This window comes from Microlunatus aurantiacus (genome assembly GCF_039536605.1).
GTDB classification, from domain to species: domain Bacteria; phylum Actinomycetota; class Actinomycetes; order Propionibacteriales; family Propionibacteriaceae; genus Microlunatus; species Microlunatus aurantiacus.
In genome coordinates, this window is sequence record NZ_BAAAYX010000020.1 from 148016 (window position 1) to 168246 (window position 20231).

Consider the following 20231-nt stretch of genomic DNA (forward strand, 5'->3'; position numbering starts at 1 on the left):
GGGTCGTCCCGTCAGGGTGGGCCCGGCCACAGCCCGACCAGCACCCGGAAGTCGTCGACGACCTGCTGCACGACACCCCCATGGGCCAGGACGGCGTGCACGGAACGGCGGTCGGCGCTGGACTCACCGGTGCACCAGGCCCCCAGGGTCCCGAGCTCCCCGGTCAGGTCGGGTCGATGGGTCCCGTAGTGGTGGACGGCCAGCTCGCGGTCGGTGGTCCAGGTCGACTCCAGGACGCTGACCAGACCGGCCGTGGCCAACAGGGTCTTCCGCGCCAGTCGGCGACCCAGCTCGACCGGGTCCCGCTCCGCCGGCGCCGCCCGCCACCGGCCGAGGTGCCGGTCGATGTCGCCGTTGAAGCCCCGGGCCGCGCGGGCGTCCGCAGGAAAGCTCTCCTGGCCGGGCGACCGGTCGGGGCCACCGAGCCGCACGCAGTAGTGCCGCACGAAGACCCGGAGGCCGTACGCCGGGTCGTCGTCCCCCTGCAGGTCGTCGGGGTGGGCGGGAGCCACCGCCACCTCCCGGCAGAGACCCGCGAACCGGTCGGTCAGCTCCAGGCCGATGGCGGTCGCCTGCTCGACCGGCAGGCCGACCGTGAGCACGTCGACGTCCGACCGCCCCACGCGGGCCTGCCCGGTGGCCACGGAGCCGTACAGGTAGGACGTCACCGCCGGCCAGACCGACAGCCTCTCCCGCACCGCCGCCAGCACCGGCTCGAACGCTGTCGGGACCGCGCGACGGTCGACACCGGTGACGATGAGCCCGTCCGCGGTCACGCCCTCCCGAGGATCACGCACCGACGCCCTCCGCTCGGCTGGGTCGCCCGCCTGAGCACGGAGCGGTCACGGCGATCCGGTGACCAACCCGTCCCAGGACCAGCGGGGGATCGACAACCCGTCCGGGACGTCGTCCGCCGACCCGTGATGTCGGTACATCGTGGTCCAGGTGGCCCAGGCGAAGTAGTCGTGGAGCGTGCGCGCGAGGCGCTGGTCGGTGAGGCCGACGTCGTCGAGGGCGGCATCGAAGCAGGCCACGGCGCGATGGTTCATCTCCTCGTGCTCGCCGTCGCCGCTGTGGATCCGCACGACCGTCGTCTCGTCGCCGTACCGGGAGGAGTACAGCTCCGGTCCGCCGAGGGCCTCGGCCCAGTACGACGCCAGCCGCTCGACGTGGTCGTCGGCGAAACCGTGGCTGAAGGCGTGCCCGACCACCTCGTCGGCGACCGCCCGGCGGTGCCAGGCCTCCGCGAGCCGGTGGAGTCCGTCGATCCCGCCCGCTGCCTCGTACGGAGTGTCCACGACTCCGACCCTCCCACCGCGACGCTCGGCGAGCAACGCCCGATCAGCAGATCCGGCGGGTGCCACGGCCGTTGCGGACCATCTGCTCGGGGGCGGTAGTAGGACATCCTAGGATCGGGGGCGGAGGTTCCCGATGACGCAGAATCCTGGGGCGCACGATCCCGCCGACGGTGGGCGGGCCCGCTGGCGGGCCGCGTACGATGCAGCGGCCGCCGCGGGGCGGGTCCGTGACGACGACTTCACCACGCTGTCCGGGGTCGAGGTCGACCCGGTCTACGGACCACCGGACGAGCGCGCCGAGGCCGCCGACCCGCGGATGGAGCGGATCGGCTGGCCGGGGGAGTTCCCGTACACGCGTGGTCTCTACCCCACCGGCTACCGCGGCCGCGAGTGGACCATCCGCCAGTTCGCCGGGTTCGGCAACGCGGCCCAGACCAACGAGCGCTACCGAATGATCCTGGACAACGGCGGCGGTGGACTGAGCGTGGCGTTCGACATGCCGACGCTGATGGGCCGCGACTCCGATGACGCCCTCAGCCTCGGCGAGGTCGGTCACTGCGGGGTGGCGATCGACTCGGCGGCCGACATGGAGGCCCTGTTCGCCGACATCGACCTGGGCGCGGTCACGACCTCGATGACGATCTCCGGACCGGCCGTGCCGATCTTCTGCATGTACCTGGTGGCGGCCGAGCGCCAGGGCGTGCCCCTCAGCCAGCTGAACGGCACGCTGCAGACCGACATCTACAAGGAGTACATCGCCCAGAAGGAGTGGCTGTTCGGACCCGAGCCGCACCTGCGGCTGATCGGGGACCTGATGGAGTTCTGCCTGACCGAGGTGCCGGCGTACAAGCCGCTCAGCGTGTCCGGCTACCACATCCGGGAGGCCGGCTCGACGGCCGCGCAGGAGCTCGCCTTCACCCTGGCCGACGGGTTCGGCTACGTCGAGCTCGGGCTGTCCCGCGGGCTGGCCGTCGACGACTTCGCTCCCGGGCTCAGCTTCTTCTTCGACGCCCACATCGACTTCTTCGAGGAGATCGCCAAGTTCCGGGCGGCCCGTCGGATCTGGGCGCGCTGGTTGCGCGATCGCTACGGGGCGACGACGGCCAGGGCCCAGTGGCTCCGCTTCCACACCCAGACCGCCGGGGTGTCGCTGACCGCTCAGCAGCCGTACAACAACGTGGTCCGGACCGCTGTCGAGGCGATGGCGGCGGTGCTCGGGGGCACGAACTCGCTGCACACCAACGCGTTGGACGAGACGCTCGCCCTGCCCACCGAGTCGTCGGCGGAGATCGCGTTGCGCACGCAGCAGGTGCTGGCCGTCGAGACCGGGGTCACCAACGTCGCCGACCCGCTCGGCGGGTCGTGGTACGTGGAGGCGCTGACCGACGAGCTGGAGGCCGAGGCCGAACGCATCTTCACCCAGATCATCGACCTCGGCGGCGGGGAGGACCTCCAGCACGCGATCGGTCCGGTGACCTCCGGGCTGCTCCGGGGGATCGAGGACGGCTGGTTCACCTCCCTGATCGCCGACTCCGCGTTCACGTACCAGACGGCCCTGGAGAAGGGCGACAAGCGGATCGTGGGGGTCAACACCCACACCGGCACCGCCTCCGGTGAGCTGGAGATCCTCCGGGTGAGCCACGAGGTCGAGCTCGAGCAGCGCACGGTGCTGGCCACCCGCCGGGCGGCCCGGGACGACGCCCTGGTCCGCCGCACGCTCGACGATCTCCGTACGGCCGCGCAGGCGACCACCGGGAACCTGGTGCCGCCGATGCTGGCCGCCGCCCGCGCCGAGGCCACCCTCGGCGAGATCTGCGACGTGCTCCGCGACGAGTGGGGGACCTACACCGAGACCGCCCGGTTCTGAGCCCGTCGCGAGCAGCCATGAACGGAGCGCCGGCTCTGTCTGGACTGAGGAGTCGAGCAGACAACGCTTCATCGTCTGCGAGCGACGAAGGAAGTCAGAGCCCTCAGCGCGGAGTGAGTAGCGAGGGACGACTACAGAGCGCGGGGCTCGCTCAGCGGCCAGCCGTGGGCGGCGAGCCGTGCCCGCACCCGGTAGACGTCGGCTTCCCGCGGGAGCTCGTCGGTGACCCGGGTGATGACGGTGCCGATGTCGATGTTGTCCACCGGCAGCTCGCCGGACTCGATCAGCTCGTGGGTGACCGCCAGCACCTCGTCGTTGCTGAGGCGCCGGGAGAGGACGGCGAGCAGGGGGATGTAGTCGCTCTCGGGCACCCCCTCGGGGTACCCGGCGCGCAGCCAGCTCACGATGGAGCCGAGGAATCCGGGCAGCGGCATTCGTCAGATCTTAGTGTCGGAGCTCTACTTGGCGAAGAGCTGCTTGCCGAAGATGATCACCACGATGCCGAAGAGCACACCGAGGATGCACAGGCCGAAAGCCACTGCCGCACCGGCCTTGCCGGCCGACCCCGCCACGGTGCCGTCGGTGCTGGCGCTCGTCGCGCCGGCCGGGGCCGGCACCCGGCCCCGCTCGAGCGAGCGCATGCCGATCGAGAACAGCACGGGGATGCCGGCACCGAGCAGCAGCCCGACGGCGAGCACCTGCCAGAGAGCGCTGAAGGCCTTGGTCAGAATCTCCATGTTCTCAGTTCCTCTCGGACCGGGCGCCGACGGCGACGGGCTCGGGTGCGGCGGCGGTCTCCTTGACGGCGAGGCCGCCTTCCCACTCGGCGTTGACGTTGTCGGGGTTGATCGCGGTGCGGCGCGAGCGGACGAACATCGCGCTGGCCGCGGCGACCAGGAGGGCGAAGACGACGGCGATGCCGGCCGCCCCACCGATGCCGTGGGCCAGGAACCAGCAGAGGGCACCGACGGCGGCGGCCGCGGGCAGCGTGGTCACCCAGGCGACCACCATCCGGCCGGCGACACCCCACCGGACCTCGGCGCCGCGCTTGCCCACGCCGGAACCGAGGATCGAGCCGGTGGCGACGTGGGTGGTGGACAGCGCCATGCCCAGGTGGCTGGAGGACAGGATGATCGCGGCGGACGCGGTCTCCGCCGCCATGCCCTGCGGGGAGTGGATCTCGACCAGGCCCTTGCCCAGCGTGCGGATCACCCGCCAGCCGCCGATGTAGGTGCCGGCGGCGATCGCCAGGGCGCAGGACGCCTTGACCCAGAACGGGATCGAGTCGGTGCTGGTCCAGCTGCCGTACGCGATCAGGGCCAGGGTGATGACGCCCATCGTCTTCTGCGCGTCGTTGGTGCCGTGGGCCAGCGAGACCAGCGAGGCCGAGCCGATCTGACCCCAGCGGAAGCCGGCATCGCGCCGGGCCTCGGGGATCTTGGCGACCAGCCGGTAGACCATCCAGGTGCCGAGACCGGCGACCAGACCCGCCACCAGCGGGGCGAACAGCGCCGGCAGCAGGATCGAGCTCACCACGCCGTCCCACTTGACCCCGCCGAGCCCGAGGGCCGCGATCGCGGAGCCGATCAGGCCGCCGAAGAGCGCGTGCGAGGACGAGGACGGCAGACCCAGCAGCCAGGTGGCCAGGTTCCACAGGATGCCGCCGACCAGACCGGCGAACACGATGGTGAGGATGGGTGTGCCCATCAAGCCTGCGATGGGGGCCCCGCTGCTGTCCTGGATGGACACGACCTTGTTGCTGACGGTCAGGGCCACCTCGATGGACAGGAACGCGCCGACCAGGTTGAGGACGGCGGAGAGGGCGACGGCCACCTTGGGCTTCAGGGCACCGGTGGCGATGGACGTGGCCATCGCGTTACCGGTGTCATGGAAGCCGTTGGTGAAGTCGAACGCCAGGGCGGTCACGACGACCACCACCAGGATGAACAACGCTTCGGTCACGAGTCCATCGTGCTGCCCGCGAACCCGCCGAGGCCAACCGTGGAAGGGCTCCGGGCGATGGATTCACCCATTGTTCATGTTGGACGCGCGGGCTGGTCATCTTCGCTGTCTCGTCGGTCACAACCCCTTGACAGAGGCCCCGACAACGTTGTCAGCCGGGGCCCCCGCACGGGGTCAGGCGAGAGCGGCGGAGACGACCTCGCGGGCCGCGTCCTGGACCTGCGCGAGGTGCTCCGGACCGCGGAACGACTCGGCGTAGATCTTGTAGACGTCCTCGGTCCCGGACGGCCGGGCGGCGAACCAGGCGGACTCGGTGGTGACCTTGAGACCGCCGATCGCTGCCCCGTTGCCCGGGGCGCTGGTCAGCTTGGCGGTGATCGGCTCACCGGCCAGGTCGGTCGCGGTCACCGCCGACGGGTCCAGCTTGGCCAGCTTGGCCTTCTGCTCACGGTCGGCCGGGGCGTCCACCCGCGCGTACGCCGGGGCGCCGTGCTTGGCCGTGAGGTCGGCGTAGTGCTCGCTCGGGGACTTGCCGGTGACGGCCTGGATCTCGCTGGCCAGCAGCGCGAGCAGGATGCCGTCCTTGTCCGTGGTCCAGGTCGTGCCGGCCAGGGTGAGGAAGGACGCGCCGGCCGACTCCTCGCCGCCGAACCCGATCTCACCGGTGCGCAGCCCGGGCACGAACCACTTGAAGCCGACCGGGACCTCGATCAGCGTGCGGCCGAGGTCCTCGGCGACCCGGTTGATCATCGAGGACGAGACCAGGGTCTTGCCGATGCCCGCGTTCGGGTTCCAGCCGTCCCGGTGGCCGTAGAGGTACTGGATGGCCACGGCCAGGTACGCGTTCGGGTTCATCAGGCCGGCGTCGGGGGTGACGATGCCGTGCCGGTCGGAGTCGGCGTCGTTGCCGGTGGAGATGGCGTACGCGTCCTTGTTCTTGATCAGGCTGGCCATCGCGTTCGGCGAGGAGCAGTCCATCCGGATCTTGCCGTCGGTGTCGAGGGTCATGAAGGCCCACTGCGGGTCCACGGCGGGGTTGATGACGGTCAGGTCGATGCCGAGGTGCTCGGCGATGTAGCCCCAGTACTGGACGCTGGCGCCCCCGAGCGGGTCGGCGCCGATGTGCACCCCCGCCTCGCGGATGGCGTTCAGGTCCAGCGCGTTCACGAGGTCCTCGCAGTAGGCGCCGAGGTAGTCGAAGCGGCTGATCTCCGAGCCGGAACGCTCGTACGGCGTCCGGGTGACCCCGGACATGTCGGCCAGCAGCTCGTTGGCCCGGGCCGCGATCCAGGAGGTGGCGTCGGAGTCGGCGGGTCCACCGTGCGGCGGGTTGTACTTGAAGCCGCCGTCGCGCGGCGGGTTGTGGGACGGGGTGACCACGATGCCGTCGGCCTCGGGGTCGCTGCTGCTCTTGTTCGCGTTGTGCACCACGATGGCGCGGGACACCGCCGGGGTCGGGGTGTAGTCCTCCTCGGCCTCGGTCAGCACGGTGACGCCGTTGGCCACCAGCACCTCGATGGCGGTCTTCCAGGCCGGCAGGGACAGCGCGTGGGTGTCCTTGCCGATGTAGAGGGGACCGGTGACGCCCTGACCGGCGCGGTACTCCACGATCGCCTGCGTGGTGGCGGCGATGTGGTTCTCGTTGAACGCGGTGTCCAGGCTGGAGCCTCGGTGGCCTGAGGTGCCGAACACGACCTGCTGGTCGGGGTTGGTCGGATCCGGCACGAGGTCGTAGTAGGCGCCCAGCACGGCGTCGACGTCGATCAGGTCTTCGGGGAGGGCCGTCTGGCCGGCGCGGGGATGAGCCATGGGGGTCATTCTGCCCATGCGCCGATCGGCGGTGTCACCGGCCTCGGCCGCCGTGCCGGGACGGCCCCGCTCCGTCCCGTGGGAGCTCGTCGCGTTGGAAGGCGCTGCGTTCGTTTGGGAGGATGAGCGTCATGAGTACGTCCAGCTTCAGCCGCCACGGCGCCGTCGACCTCTCCCAGCTCGCGCAGAAGGCCAAGCAGCCGCCGCCCGCCGGCGGACCGGGCCGGTCGGGTCCCGCTGCCGGCGGAGCGGCCGGCGGTGGGTCGTACGTGGTCCAGCTGACCGAGGAGACGTTCGAGGCGACAGCCATCCGGGCCTCCATGAAGCACCCGGTGATCGTTGAGTTCTACTCCCCGCGGGTGGCCACCGGACAGCAGCTGTCCGACGACCTCGCCGCGGTGGCGCAGGAGAACGCGGGCAAGTTCCTGCTCGGCCGGCTGAACGTGGATGCCGCCCCCGGCATCGTGCAGGCCCTGCAGCTGCAGGCCGTCCCGACGGTGATCGCGTTGATCGGTGGGCAGCTGGCGCCGTTGTTCCAGGGCGTCGTGCCGCGCGACCAGGTCGTGGCGGCGGTGGAGTCGGTGCTCAAAGCCGCCGTCAGCAACGGCATCGTGGGCCGGGCCGACCCGGTCGGCGGGGCGCCCGCCGGGCCCGACGCCGAGGCTGAGGAGGCCGGGCCGGACCCGCGGTTCGCCGCCGCCGACGCGGCGCTGGAGCAGGGCGACTTCGCCGGGGCGGAGGCCGAGTTCGACCTCCTCCTGCAGGCCGACCCGGCCGATGCCGAGGCCAAGGCCGGCAAGGCCCAGGCCGGGTTGCTGGCTCGCGCGTCCGCCCTCGACCCCCAGGCCGTGCTGACCGCGGCGGCCGCTCCCGACGCCACGGTGGCCGACCAGCTCGCCGCCGCCGACCTCGAGCTGGCCACCGGCCGGGTGGACGAGGCCTTCGACCGGCTGATCGGGCAGATCAAGGTCCGCACCGGGTCGGAGCGGGACGAGGTCCGGGTCCGGCTGCTGGCGCTGTTCGACACCGTCGGCAACGCCGACCCCCGGGTGCTCAAGGCCCGCCGCGCCCTGATGACCGCCCTGTTCTGAGCCGTTGGCGATCGTCGGTCACGTCCGGTCCGGCATCGAGAAGGAGCAGGCAGGCCTCCGGGCTGATCTGAGGTGCGTCCGCGCCTTCTCACCACGGGTGACGTCGCGCGGGATCAGGCTGGCTGCCCGAACCACCCTTCGGGCTCGGCGAGGGTCCAACGATCACGCGACCGCTCGCGGAGCAAACCGTCGGCCCGGGCTGCGTCGAGGCGTCCGGCCAGGCGGGAGCGGTAGGTGGTCAGATCCGCCTTCTCGACCCGGACGACGACGAGACCGGCGCGCTCCAGGCGTTCCTCCCGCTCGTTGTCCTCCCGGTGCTGGCGCCGATCCCGGTGGCCGGCGCTCCGGTCAGCCCGCCAGGTGGCGCCGTCGTACTCGAGAGCGAGCCCGGCTTCGGCATCGAGCAGGTCCGGGATGGCGAGGAGATGGCCCCGTCCGTCGAAGACCGCTCGATTCACGAGCAGGTCGTGCCACCCCAGCTCGGTCACGGCGAACATCCGCAACCGCGACTCCCACGGGCTCCGTACGCCGACACGGGCCAGCTCGATGGCCCGGCGCGCCTGACGGACGCCCCGACGCGGGAGCAGATCGTCGACGACCCGCTGCAGCCGCCGCCGGACGAGGAGTCGCGAACCCAGCACCGCGTCCACGGCGACCACGGCTTCGGTCAGCGTGGCCCCCCGCAGGGCCAGGTCCAGGGCGGCCCGGACGAGCGTGGTGACCGGGACGCCCTCGACCTCCTCGTGGCGCGCCGCTCGTCGGCTCTGGCGGTAGGACACCCCGTCGGTCGGTCGCCGCCGACGACCCGGCGGCAGCACGACCGGCACCGGCAGGGGAGCGAGGGTGTGGTCGTCGAAGCCGTCCAGCTGGTCGACTCCGTGGACGTACGCGGCGGCCCACCCGGCGATCAGCGCGCCGTCCGGCAGACCCGCTGCAGCGTCCAGGATGCGCTGGGCCGTCGAGGTGGAGGATCCGGATCGCCGGTACCAGCCGTACGCCGTCCGGGTGAAGCGTGGTCCGGTCAGCGTGGTGCGAGGAGTGCCTCGACGAGCCCAGTCAGCGACGGAGGCCGGGACCCGGCAGGTGCTGAGTTCGTGGGCGAATCTCGTCATGCCGGATCCTGGCACCGGTGGGCAGCGCTGGAACCACGATCCACAGGCTCATCGACAAGGAGCAGACACACGCACCACGCACCTCGTGGGGTGTGTCCGCTCCTTCTCGAGCGGCCCGCCGCCTCTCAGGCCGTCAGGGCCAGATCGACGTCCAGCAGGTCCAGCACCAGGGCCGCCGTCGTCGACGGCTCACCGGTGATGGTCGAGACCACCCAGTCCGGGGTCCCGATCGGCATGGACAGCGTGACCAGCCCGGCGGCCTGGGGTTTGGCCGCGACGTGCTGCGGGACGATGGCCGTGCCGAGACCACGGTGCACGAGATCCAGCAGGGTGTGCACGTCGTTCACGGTGCAGCGCACGTGCCGGGTCACGCCGTTGGTCAGGCACGTGCTGTCGTTCAGCGACCGGATCGCCCACGACTCCTGGAAGTCGACGAAGTCGAGGTCGGTCAGATCGCCCCAGTGCAGCGAGCCCACCCGGGCGAGCCGGTGGTCCGGCGTGGCCAGCAGGACCATCGGGCGGCGCCCGAGCTCGACCCGGTTGACCGGCCCGAGGTGCTCCTCGGTGGCGACGAAGGCGAGGTCGAGGCGCGCGTCCCGGACCAGTCGGACCAGCTCGTGCGACCCGGCTTGCGTGAAGTCCAGATCGAGGAGCGGGTAGCGGCGGTGCACCCGGTCGAGCAGCGCGTTGACGTCGACGATGCCCAGGCACTGCTCCGCCCCGATCCGCAGGCTGCCGGACAGCTCGCGGGTCGCCCGGACCACGGCGTCGCGGGCCGCGGCCGCCTGCGCCAACAGGGTTCGCGCGTGCGGCAGCAGGGCGAGGCCGGCCGGGGTCGGTTCGACGCGGCGGGTCGTCCGGTCGAACAGGGACGTGCCCAGCTCGTCCTCCAGGGCGCGGATCGCGGCGGACAGCCCGGACTGGGAGACGCCGCAGACCGCGGCGGCCCGGGTGAACTGCTCCTCGTCGGCCAGCGTCACCAGGTACTGCATCTGCCGAAAATCCATTGACCAGAGATCCTTGTGAAAGCCATCGAACTCAGTTGTTGGATTTCTAGTCTGTACCGGCCTACGGTCGAACACAAGCGGTGCCCTGTCAGTGGAACACCAGCAGGGCACCAGTCAGTGAACGAGAGGAAACCCAGTGCAGCAGCGCACGATCGGAGCCCGCTCCGTGTCCGCCATCGGCCTCGGCGGCATGCCGATGTCCATCGAAGGACGTCCCGAGACCGAGCGGTCCGTCGCCACCATCCACGCCGCCCTCGAGGCCGGCGTCACCCTGATCGACACCGCCGACGCCTACCACCGCGACGCGAACGACGTCGGGCACAACGAGGAGCTGATCGCGAGCGCGCTGCGGTCGTACGGCAGCGACACCTCCGACGTGCTCGTCGCCACCAAGGGCGGGCACCTCCGTCCCGGCGACGGGTCCTGGACCAAGAACGGCCGGCCGGAGTACCTCAAGGAGGCGGCCAAGGCCTCCGCCCGGCGCTTGGGCGTCGAGGCGATCGGCCTCTACCAGTTCCACCGACCGGACCCCGACGTCGACTACGCCGACTCGGTGGGCGCTCTGGCCGACCTGCTCGACGAGGGCGTCATCCAGCTCGCCGGCATCTCCAACGCCTCGGTGGCGCAGATCGACCTGGCCAACGAGGTGCTGGGTGGGCGGCTGGTCTCGGTGCAGAACCAGTTCTCCCCGACCTTCCCCTCGAGCCGGGGCGAGCTCGATCACTGCGCCGAGCTGGGGATCGCCTTCTTGCCCTGGTCGCCGCTGGGCGGCATCGGCCGGACCGCGTCGGTGGGCGACAGCCACCCCGCGTTCCTGCGCCTCGCCGACGAGCGCGGTGTCAGCCTGCAGCAGGTCATCCTGGCCTGGGAGCTGGCACTCGCGCCGGTCGTCATCCCGATCCCCGGGTCCTCGCGTCCGGCCAGCATCACCGACTCCGCGGCGGCGGCCGACCTCGAGCTGTCCGCCGACGACGTGGCGGCGCTGACCGACGCCGTCTCGGTCGGAGCGCAGGGGGAGCAGGCATGAGAACCGTCCCGCTCGGCACCACCGGCACCCAGGTGCCCAACGTCGTCCTCGGTCTGATGCGGATCGCCGAGATGGACGACGACGCTGTCAAGACCCTGGTGGGCACCGCCCGCGACGCCGGCATCGACTTCTTCGACCACGCCGACGTCTACGGCGGTGACCACGGGTGCGAGCGCCGGTTCGCCGAGGCGATGCAGCTGACCGCGGCGGAGCGCGAGCAGATCACCCTGCAGACCAAGGCCGGCATCGTCGGCGACGGGCCGTACTTCGACTTCTCCTACGAGCACCTGATCAGCTCGGTGGAGGGTTCGCTGCGGGCCCTGCAGACCGACTACATCGACATCCTGCTGCTGCACCGGCCCGACGCGCTGGTCGAGCCGGACGAGGTCGCGAGGGCCTTCGACGAGCTGGAGGCCGCGGGCAAGGTCCGGGCTTTCGGGGTGTCGAACCAGACGCCCCGCCAGATCGACCTGCTGAAGAAGTCGGTCACCCAGCCCCTGGTGGCCAACCAGCTCCAGCTCTCGATCACGCACGCGCCGATCGTCGCCCAGGGCGTCGCGGCCAACATGCTGGGCGAGGAGCAGTCGGTGACGCTGGACGGCGGCGGCATCGTCGACTACTGCCGCCTGCACGACATCACCATCCAGGCGTGGTCACCCTTCCAGGCCGGCTTCTTCAACGGCGTCTTCCTCGGCTCGGCCGACTACCCCGAGCTCAACGCGGTCGTCGACCGGTTGGCCGCACAGTACGACGTGCCGCCGATCGCCATCGCGACCGCCTGGATCACCCGGCACCCGGCGCAGATGCAGGTGGTGCTGGGCACGACGACCCCGGAGCGGGTCGCCGGCGCCGCGCAGGGCTCGGACATCGCCTTGACCCGACCCGAGTGGTACGAGCTGTTCCGGGCCGCCGGCCACCGGGTGCCGTGACCCTGATCCGACGGCTCGGGTGACCGGCGGGGAGTGGCTCAGGCTGTGCGCGGTGCGTACATGATCAGAGCCACTCCCACCAGGCAGACCAGGGCGCCGGTCACGTCCCAGCGGTCGGGCCGGAAGCCGTCGACGACCATGCCCCACACCAGCGAACCGGCCACGAACACCCCGCCGTACGCGGCCAGGATGCGGCCGAAGTGGGCGTCGGGTTGGAGGGTGGCCACCAGGCCGTACAGACCGAGGGCGATCACCCCGCCCCCGACCCAGATCCAGCCGCGGTGCTCGCGGACACCCTGCCAGACCAGCCAGGCGCCACCGATCTCGGCCAGAGCGGCGAGGACGAACAGGGCGAGCGAGCGCACGGTGTCCATGCGCTCGGATGGTAGTTCCGACCCGGGTGGTCAGCCGACCGGTCGGTTGCGGTAGCGGCCGACCAGCTCCCGGGCGGCCACCTGCATGCGTACGGGGGGCAGGCCGGCGGCGATCTGTCGCAGGTCGTCGACCACCATCTCGCCGATCCGCTCGAAGGCCTGAGGGATCCCCCCGGCCCGGTGACCGGAGAAGACCAGACCCTCCAGCCGACGGTACGGGTCGTCGGCCGGCACCGGCTCCTCGGGCCAGACGTCCACGCCGGCGAGGATCCGACCCGCGTCGAGCTCGCTCCAGAGCGCGTCGTAGTCGACCACGGCGGCGCGGCTGACCAGGATCAAGCGGGTACCGTCCGGCAGGGCGGCCAGCTGGTCGGCGCCGAGCAGGTGCTCGCTGTCCGACGTCACGGTGGCCAGCACGAAGACGAACTGGCTGCGTCGCAGCAGCTCGGGCAGCGGGGCCGCCACCAGCCCCACCTCGGCCAGTGCGCGGTCCGGCAGCCACGGGTCGTGGACCTGCAGATCCACCGCGAACGCCTCCAGCAGCGGCCGCAGGGCGCGACCGAGGTTGCCGTAGCCGATCAGCCCGACCCGCGCCCCGCGGAGCAGCACGGCGTCGGCGTTGCCGTCGGCCACGTAGCGCTCGGTGCCGGAGCGGAAGGCTCGGTCCTCCCGGCTGATCCCGCGGGCCACGTCCAGTGCGAGGCCCAGGGCGTGCTCGGCGACCGCCTGGGCGTACGCCGGGCCGCAGCCGAGCACGTGGATCCCGCGGGCGAAGGCGGTGGGGTAGTCGACGTTGCCGAAGAAGTTGCCCTCGACGTTGCAGATCGCCCGCAGGGCGGTGGCCTCGGCCAGGCGCTCGGTGGGCAGATCGGGCTGGCCGATGACGGCGAACGCCTCCGGCAGCGCCCGGTCGAAGGAGGCGGGGTCCTGATCGTCGGACAGGTCGACCACCCGGAACAGCCGGTCGAGCTCCGCCCGGACGGCCGGACGGAAGATCCGCTCGGGTCGCTGCGGTGCCGGTTGCAGGATCACCAGCGGTCGGTCGTCGGCGGTCATCGCAGCCTCCCCGGTCCGGCCCTGCGGGCCCGGATGATCATGGGGAGCCGTCCTGCAGGTACGCCGACTCGCCGGCCGCCAGACCCATCGCCACGCTCAGTCGTCGGTGGGACAGCGGCGTCACCACCTCGGCCGCTTCGTCGAGAGTGAGCAGGGCCACCGAGAGGATCTCGTTCTCCTGCAGGGAGAACGTGGCCAGGTCGTCCTCGGTCACCACGCCACCGTCGAAGATCAGCTCCAGCGCGTCCTCCCAGCCCAGGTACGGCGGCAGCCAGTCCGCGACCAGCAGCCGACCCACGGCGAGGTCGAGGCCGAGCTCCTCGGCGACCTCCCGGATCGCGCCGTCGCGGGGCGGTTCGCCCGGCTCGACGATGCCGCCCGGCAGCTCCCAGTCGCTCTTGAAGGCGGTGTCGCAGAGCAGGATCCGGTCGTCGACGTCGCGCATCAGCACGTGGGCGATCACCCTCTTGCGGGGCAGCACGGTGTTCATCACCCCGGAGAAGCCGTCCGGACCACCGACGACGTCAGCGGCCAGGCGAGCGAAGAGCGCCAGGTCGTCGTAGCTCCCGTCACCCAGCGGCACGACCGAGCGGCGCGTTCCCTCGAACCGGAAGCCCGAGCGCAGCACGGCCCGGCGTGCGAGGCGGTCACCCGCGGGCACGGCGGTCTCGATCCGCCGGACGCCGTCCGCGAGTGCCTCCTCCGCCAGCGCGGTGATCCGGCGCTGCAGGACGTCCGCGTCGACCTCCGGCCCCCAGCTGAGGCCGGCGATCCCGTGATCGCCGACCGTCAGCCGGACCGCGTCGCTCACGACTCCGGTGGGGGAGTCTTCTTGGCCGCCGACTTCTTGGCCGCCTTCTTCGCCGGCGCCTTCTTGGCGGCCACCTTCTTCACCGCCGCAGCGGCCTTCTCGACGGTGTCCTCGACCGCTGCCGCCGCCTTCTCCACTGTCTCCTCGACCGCTGCCGCCGCCTTCTTGACGGGTGTCTTCGTGGCAGGTGTCTTGGTGGCGGCGGCCTTCTTGGCCGGCGCCGCCTTCTTGACCGGTACCGCCGTCTCGGCCGGTTCCGCCGGGGCGGTCGTGGCCGGTGCCTTCTCGGCCGCCTTCTCGGCCGTCTTCTTGGCCGCCGCCTTGACGGGTGCCTTCTTGGCCGCCGCCTTCTTGCCGGGGGGCGCGTCGGACTCCGCCGACCCGCCGGAGACCTGAGCGACCCGCCTGCTCGGGCGGGGCGAGACCTGCTTGGCCGCGGCCCGCGTGCCGGCCTCCACCTGGGCGGTGTCGTCGGTCTCCTCGGTCGGAGCGGCCTGGTGCAGCAACCAGACCGCACCCAGCGGCGGGATGGTCACGTTGGCCGACGCCGGGAAGCCGTTGGACGGCACGGGGTGTGCCACGACCTCACCGAGGTTGCCGATCCCCCCGGTGCCGTCGTAGACGTCGGCGTCGGTGTTCAGGATCTCCTGCCAGGCCCCCTCGGCCGGCAGCCCGACCCGGTAGTCCGGCCGGGACTCCGACGAGAAGTTCGTGATGCACGCGATCATCTGCCCCTCGCCGTCGAACCGGACCCAGGAGAACACGTTGCCGCCCGCGTCGTCGGCGTTGATCCAGCGGAAGCCGGCCGGGTCGTTGTCCAGGGCGAACAGCGCCGGGTGCGCCTTGAGGACCGCGTTCAGGTCCTTGACCAGCCGCTGCACCCCGCGGTGCCCCCAGTGCGCGCTCTCGTCCCAGTCGATGCTGCGCGACTCGGAGAACTCGCGGCGCTGGCCGAACTCGGTGCCCATGAACAGCAGCTTCTTGCCCGGGTGGGCCCACATGAACGCGTAGAACGCCCGCAGGGTGCCGAACTTGCGCCACTCGTCCTGCGGCACCCGCTCGAACATGGAGCCCTTGCCGTGCACGACCTCGTCGTGGCTGATCGGCAGCACGAAGTTCTCCGAGTAGGCGTACGCCATGGCGAAGGTCATCTCGTGGTGGTGGTACTGCCGGTAGACCGGCTCGCGGCCGAGGTAGCGCAGCGAGTCGTTCATCCAGCCCATGTTCCACTTGAAGCCGAAGCCCAGACCGCCCTGGTCGATGGCACGGGTCACGCCCGGCCAGGAGGTCGACTCCTCGGCGATCATCATGATCCCCGGCTTGCGGCGGTAGTTGTGCTCGTTGACGCGCTGCAGCAGCTCGACGGCCTCGAGGTTCTCGTTGCCCCCGTGGATGTTCGGCACCCACTGCCCGGCCTCGCGGGAGTAGTCGAGGTAGAGCATGGAGGCGACCGCGTCGATCCGCAGACCGTCGATGTGGAACTCCTCCAGCCAGTAGAAGGCGTTGGAGATCAGGAACGCCTTCACCTCGTTGCGGCCGAAGTTGAAGATGTAGGAACCCCAGTCCGGGTGCCAGCCCAGGCGCGGGTCCTCGTGCTCGTAGAGCGCCGTGCCGTCGAAGCGCTGCAGGGCCCACGGGTCGGTGGCGAAGTGCCCGGGGACCCAGTCCACGATCACCCCGACCCCCGCCTTGTGCAGCTCGTCGACGAGGTAGCGGAACTCGTCGGGTGAGCCGAAGCGCGAGATCGGCGCGTAGTAGCCGGTGACGTGGTAACCCCAGGAGCCGTCGTACGGGTGCTCGGCGACCGGCATCAGCTCCACATGGGTGTAGCCCTGCCAGGTCACGTACTCCACCAGCTCGCGGGCCAGCTCCACGTAGGTGAGGCCCTTGCGCCAGGACCCCAGGTGCAGCTCGTAGACGCTGACCGGCTCCTGGTACTGCTTCTTCTGACCCCGGTACCACAGCCACTCGTCGTCGCCCCACTCGTACTGGGAGCGGTACACGATGGAGGCGTTGTGCGGCGGCGCCTCGCAGAACTGGGCGAACGGGTCGGCCTTGAGCCGCCAGACGCCGTCGGAGCCGAGCACCTCGAACTTGTAGAGGGTCCCGCTGCCGACCCCCTCGACGAACAGCGACCAGACGCCGGACCCCGGCACCAGGTGCATGGTCGAGGCATCGCCGTTCCAGTAGTTGAAGTCACCGACCAGCCGCACCGTCTGGGCGTTCGGCGCCCACACCGCGAAGCGCGTGCCGGAGACCTGACCCCGCTCGCTGTCGGTGACGGTCATCTCGTGCGCGCCGAGCCGCCGCCACGCCTCGGTGTCGTGACCTTCGTGGAAACCGGTCAGGTCCCATCCGGTCAGCTCACCGCCGGGGTCGAATGCCATCGTTTTCTCCTTCGTCAGCTCTGGTCGGCTGGGGTGCCAGCCAGGGTGCGGATCGCGCCCAGGGGGATCGCGACCCAGTCGGGACGGTTGCGGACCTCGTAGACGAGCTCGTAGACCGCTTTGTCCGCCACGTACGCCTGCAGGGTCGCTACCTGCTCCGAGCTCAGCGGACCGTCAGCGTACGCGGTCAGGAACGCCTCCCGGGCCGACGCGAGCCAGCGCGCCGCGCCCGGCCCCGGCACGGTGGCGGCGGCGTAGTCGAACGACCGCAGCATGCCTGCGACGTCGCGCCAGGGGGAGTCGGGGGCGAGCCGCTCGGCCATGGTCTTGGCCGGCTCTCCCTCGAAGTCGATGATCTTCCAGCCCGACGGCGTCCGCAGGGTCTGGCCCAGATGGAAGTCGCCGTGCACGCGCTGGGTCTGCAACGTCCCCGCGCCGACGTCGGCAAAGACCGACAGCAGCCCGGGGGTGAGCTCGTCCAGCACCGGGGCGACCTGGGCGGCCACGGTGAGCCGGCCGTTCATGATCGCCTCGGTGGCGGCGCCGTCGACCTCGGCGGTGGGGAACGCCCGGCGCAGGGCGGCGTGGATCTGGGCCAGGGAACGACCCAGCTGGGCGGCGTCCGCGGCGAAGTCCTCGCCCGCCCGCAGCGAGTCCAGGGCCAGCCCCCAGCCGTCCTCGGCGGCGGCCAGCTTCTGCACCGCCATGGCGAGATCGGCCTCGACGGGCGCGCCGTCCTGCACCCAGCGTGCCCGGATCCAGCCGTAGAGGCGGGCCACGTCGCTCACTCCGGTGCGGGCCAGGGCGTCGTGGACCTCGATGTCGAGGTTGGTGCCCAGCTCGATCCGACGGAAGAACTTGATCATGGCCACGTCGCCGAACATCACCGACGTGTTCGACTGCTGACCGGTGAACGGCACCGGGGTCGCCGAGGCGTCGAGACCGGAGACATCCGTGCGCTGGAAGGACACCTCGGCCTCGCGGCCGCGCGCCTGCCCGCCGTCCAGCAGCAGCCGCCACAGCAGAGTGCAGGCCTCGGGGTCCTGCGCGGCGTCGTACGCGATCACCGGGCCGAGGTCCTCGACGGTGCGCCGGCCGATCTCGGCGTGCTGCAACCCGGGGACCGGTGCGTGGTGGTAGGCCACGAGGAGCTGGTAGAGCTCGTACGGCCAGGGCGTGTCCTCCTCTCCCGGCTCCGGGTCCTCGGCGGGCGGGTAGTCCACCCGGAGGATCTCCACCCGCACGGCCGGCCACTGGGACACCTCGGTCAGCCACGGCAGCACGGTCAGCGACCCGACCTCGGCCCGGCGGCCCTTGCCCGCGAACCAACGGGCAGCGGTGAGGTGCCTCAGTAGCTGGTCGGTGAGCTCGGAGTCCATCAGGGCGTGACCCGCGACCGGTGCGGCGAGTCGCCCTGCCGCACCACGGTGAGGACGTGCGCGGGGTCGTCGAAGGTGAGCCGGACGAACGCCCGCTGACCCCAGCGCCAGGACTGGCCGGTGATCTCGTCGTGCACCAGGAAGATCTCGCCCGGCGCCAGACCCAGCGCCTCCATGTCCAGCACGATCTCCGACTCCGCGACCGAGGTCGGGTCGAGGTTGCAGACGGTGATCACCACGTCGTCGCCGGACCGCTTGGAGTAGACGATGACGCTGCTGTGCGGCGCGTGGTGGAAGGTCAGGTCCCGCAGCTGCTGCAGGGCGGGGTGCTCCCGCCGGATCTGGTTCAGCCGACCGAGCAGGAGGTTCAGGTTCTCTCCGCTCTCCTCCGCGGCCGCCCAGTCGCGGGGCCGGTACTCGAACTTCTCGGAGTTCAGGTACTCCTCGCGGCCCCGGGCCAGCACCTCGTTCTCGAACAGCTCGAAGCCGGCGTACACCCCCCAGGTGGGCGAGAGGGTGGCCGCCAGCACCGCGCGGATGGTGAAGGCGGTGTTCCCACCCCACTGCAGGAAGGTGGGCAGGATGTCGGGGGTGTTGACGAAGAAGTTCGGACGGAAGAAGGAGTCGGTCTCGGTGGTGAGCTCGGTCAGGTACTCCTCGAGCTCCCACTTCTCGTTCCGCCAGGTGAAGTAGGTGTACCCCTGGTGGAAGCCGACCTTGCCGAGGGCGTGCATCATGGCCGGCTTGGTGAAGGCCTCGGCCAGGAAGAGCACGTCGGGATCGGTCTTGCGCACCTCGGCGAACAACCAGGCCCAGAACTCCACCGGCTTGGTGTGGGGGTTGTCGACCCGGAAGATCCGCACCCCGTGGGACATCCACAGGCGGACGACCTCGAGCCAGGCGGCCCGGATGCCGTCGCGGTCGGCGTCGAAGTTGAAGTTGTAGATGTCCTGGTACTTCTTCGGCGGGTTCTCCGCGTAGGCGATCGAGCCGTCGGCCCGGTGGGAGAACCACTCGGGGTGCTCCTTCACCCACGGGTGGTCCGGGGAGGCGTTCAGGGCGAGGTCGAGGGCGATCTCCAGCCCCAGCTCCCCGGCCCGGGCGACGAACCGGTCGAACGCATCGAAGTCCCCGAGGTCGGGGTGGATGGCGTCGTGGCCGCCGGTCACGTTGCCGATCGCCCAGGGTGAGCCGGGATCGCCCGGACCGGCCTGCAGGGTGTTGTTCTTGCCCTTCCGGAACGAGGTGCCGATCGGGTGGATGGGGGGCAGGTAGACCACGTCGAAGCCCATCGCCGCGGCGGCCTCCAGCCGGGTCTGCGCGGTGTCGAACGTGCCGGAGACCCACTCCCCGTTCTCGTCGCGGTGGGCGCCCTCGGAGCGGGGGAAGAACTCGTACCAGGAGGAGAAGAGGGCCCGCTGGCGATCCACGAACACCGGGTAGTCAGGCGTCGGGGACACGTGCTCGCGAGGACCGTAGTGGTGCATGGCGTCGCGCACGTCGGGCGCGAGAGCCACGTGCAGCCGGTCCTCGACCTGCTGCGGGGCGGCCAGCCCGTCGGCGGCGCCGCCGAGGACCGCCGCCGTGTCGTGGTCACCGGCCTGCCGGGCCCGCTGCGCGGCGCCGTGGAACAGGGCGGTGCCCTCGGTGATCATCAACGCCACGTCGATGCCGGCGGGGATCTTGATCTCGGCGTTGTGCACCCAGGTCTCCCACGGGTCGCTCCAGCCCTCGACCCGGAACGTCCAGGCGCCCTCGGTGCCGAGCGAGACGTAGGCGTGCCACCAGTCGAAGCCGAGGGGGGTGGTGGGCTCCATCCGGACCTCGGTCTCCACCCCCGACGGGTTGGTCACGATCACCGAGGCGTTGACGGCGTCGTGGCCCTCGCGGAACACGGTGGCCCGGATCTCGAACTCCTCGCCGACGGCGGCCTTGGCGGCGTAGGCGCCGCCCTCGAGCACCGGCGACACCTTGGTCACCGGGATGCGCCCGATCCGGGCGCCGAGCCCGGAGCCGGTCGTCGCCGCGGGGGCGGGGGTGGACGCGGCGGCGGTCGCGGCGGGCGCTGTAGAAGTGGTCTCGGTCACATCAACGTCGGTCACGTGGCCAACCTATCGGCAGG

17 protein-coding genes and 1 pseudogene are annotated in these 20231 nt (G+C 71.2%); 4 read left to right on the plus strand and 14 right to left on the minus strand.

Annotated elements, in window-relative coordinates; translation table 11 throughout:
* Positions 1-11 precede the first annotated feature (11 nt).
* A complete protein-coding gene (locus ABD714_RS19080; RefSeq protein ID WP_344814034.1) occupies positions 12-797 on the minus strand; it encodes a hypothetical protein in 786 nt (261 codons plus the stop codon).
* A gap of 45 nt (positions 798-842) precedes the next feature.
* Entirely contained in the window at positions 843-1298 is a 456-nt protein-coding gene (locus ABD714_RS19085) for a group II truncated hemoglobin (protein ID WP_344814035.1), read from the minus strand.
* A 133-nt stretch (positions 1299-1431) separates the two neighbouring features.
* On the opposite strand from ABD714_RS19085, the gene icmA reads away from it, so the two are divergent.
* Positions 1432-3165: a coenzyme B12-dependent isobutyryl-CoA mutase large subunit gene (icmA, locus tag ABD714_RS19090; protein ID WP_344814036.1), complete on the plus strand. Its 1734-nt coding sequence runs from the start codon at positions 1432-1434 to the stop codon at positions 3163-3165.
* A gap of 131 nt (positions 3166-3296) precedes the next feature.
* Here icmA and ABD714_RS19095 read toward each other — a convergent pair whose 3' ends face one another.
* From ABD714_RS19095 to pgm, 4 genes are all read right to left on the minus strand, one after another.
* Entirely contained in the window at positions 3297-3599 is a 303-nt protein-coding gene (locus ABD714_RS19095; protein WP_344814037.1) for a DUF3349 domain-containing protein, read from the minus strand.
* Positions 3600-3623: 24 nt separating this feature from the next.
* Positions 3624-3902: a hypothetical protein gene (locus ABD714_RS19100; protein WP_344814038.1), complete on the minus strand. Its 279-nt coding sequence runs from the start codon at positions 3900-3902 to the stop codon at positions 3624-3626.
* 4 nt (positions 3903-3906) lie between these two features.
* Positions 3907-5127 (minus strand): inorganic phosphate transporter, encoded by a 1221-nt coding sequence (locus ABD714_RS19105; protein ID WP_344814039.1) that lies wholly within the window; start codon positions 5125-5127, stop codon positions 3907-3909.
* 174 nt (positions 5128-5301) lie between these two features.
* Positions 5302-6936: a phosphoglucomutase (alpha-D-glucose-1,6-bisphosphate-dependent) gene (gene pgm / locus ABD714_RS19110; protein WP_344814040.1), complete on the minus strand. Its 1635-nt coding sequence runs from the start codon at positions 6934-6936 to the stop codon at positions 5302-5304.
* 131 nt (positions 6937-7067) lie between these two features.
* Here pgm and ABD714_RS19115 point away from each other — a divergent pair, with 131 nt between their 5' ends.
* The gene (locus tag ABD714_RS19115) at positions 7068-8027 is read left to right on the plus strand and encodes a tetratricopeptide repeat protein (protein WP_344814041.1); all 960 of its coding nucleotides are present in this window, start codon (positions 7068-7070) and stop codon (positions 8025-8027) included.
* A 113-nt stretch (positions 8028-8140) separates the two neighbouring features.
* Here ABD714_RS19115 and ABD714_RS19120 read toward each other — a convergent pair whose 3' ends face one another.
* Together ABD714_RS19120 and ABD714_RS19125 are read right to left on the minus strand one after the other, a co-directional pair.
* On the minus strand, positions 8141-9139 hold the full coding sequence (locus ABD714_RS19120) for a hypothetical protein (RefSeq protein ID WP_344814042.1): 999 nt from the start codon (positions 9137-9139) through the stop codon (positions 8141-8143).
* A 125-nt stretch (positions 9140-9264) separates the two neighbouring features.
* Positions 9265-10146: a LysR family transcriptional regulator gene (locus ABD714_RS19125; RefSeq protein ID WP_344814043.1), complete on the minus strand. Its 882-nt coding sequence runs from the start codon at positions 10144-10146 to the stop codon at positions 9265-9267.
* Between the two features lie 136 nt (positions 10147-10282).
* On the opposite strand from ABD714_RS19125, the gene ABD714_RS19130 reads away from it, so the two are divergent.
* Complete coding sequence (locus tag ABD714_RS19130) at positions 10283-11173, plus strand: aldo/keto reductase (RefSeq protein ID WP_344814044.1); 891 nt, start codon at positions 10283-10285, stop codon at positions 11171-11173.
* Positions 11170-12102 carry an aldo/keto reductase gene (locus ABD714_RS19135; RefSeq protein ID WP_344814045.1) on the plus strand — a complete coding sequence of 311 codons (933 nt, stop codon included), beginning with the start codon at positions 11170-11172 and terminating at the stop codon, positions 12100-12102. The genes ABD714_RS19130 and ABD714_RS19135 overlap by 4 nt, the downstream gene beginning before the upstream one ends.
* A gap of 38 nt (positions 12103-12140) precedes the next feature.
* Here ABD714_RS19135 and ABD714_RS19140 read toward each other — a convergent pair whose 3' ends face one another.
* The 6 genes and pseudogenes from ABD714_RS19140 to ABD714_RS19165 form a co-directional block, all read right to left on the minus strand.
* Complete coding sequence (locus ABD714_RS19140; protein WP_344814046.1) at positions 12141-12476, minus strand: YnfA family protein; 336 nt, start codon at positions 12474-12476, stop codon at positions 12141-12143.
* A 30-nt stretch (positions 12477-12506) separates the two neighbouring features.
* Complete coding sequence (locus ABD714_RS19145; RefSeq protein ID WP_344814047.1) at positions 12507-13532, minus strand: NAD(P)-dependent oxidoreductase; 1026 nt, start codon at positions 13530-13532, stop codon at positions 12507-12509.
* A gap of 37 nt (positions 13533-13569) precedes the next feature.
* Positions 13570-14343, minus strand: coding sequence for an NUDIX hydrolase (locus tag ABD714_RS19150; RefSeq protein ID WP_344814048.1), 774 nt, complete (start codon positions 14341-14343; stop codon positions 13570-13572).
* A gap of 482 nt (positions 14344-14825) precedes the next feature.
* Positions 14826-16730: pseudogene (gene glgB / locus ABD714_RS19155) on the minus strand (1,4-alpha-glucan branching protein GlgB); the annotation flags it as partial.
* 14 nt (positions 16731-16744) lie between these two features.
* A complete protein-coding gene (locus ABD714_RS19160) occupies positions 16745-18109 on the minus strand; it encodes a maltokinase N-terminal cap-like domain-containing protein (RefSeq protein WP_344814049.1) in 1365 nt (454 codons plus the stop codon).
* Entirely contained in the window at positions 18109-20211 is a 2103-nt protein-coding gene (locus ABD714_RS19165) for an alpha-1,4-glucan--maltose-1-phosphate maltosyltransferase (RefSeq protein ID WP_344814050.1), read from the minus strand. The genes ABD714_RS19160 and ABD714_RS19165 overlap by 1 nt, the downstream gene beginning before the upstream one ends.
* Between the last annotated feature and the right edge of the window lie 20 nt (positions 20212-20231).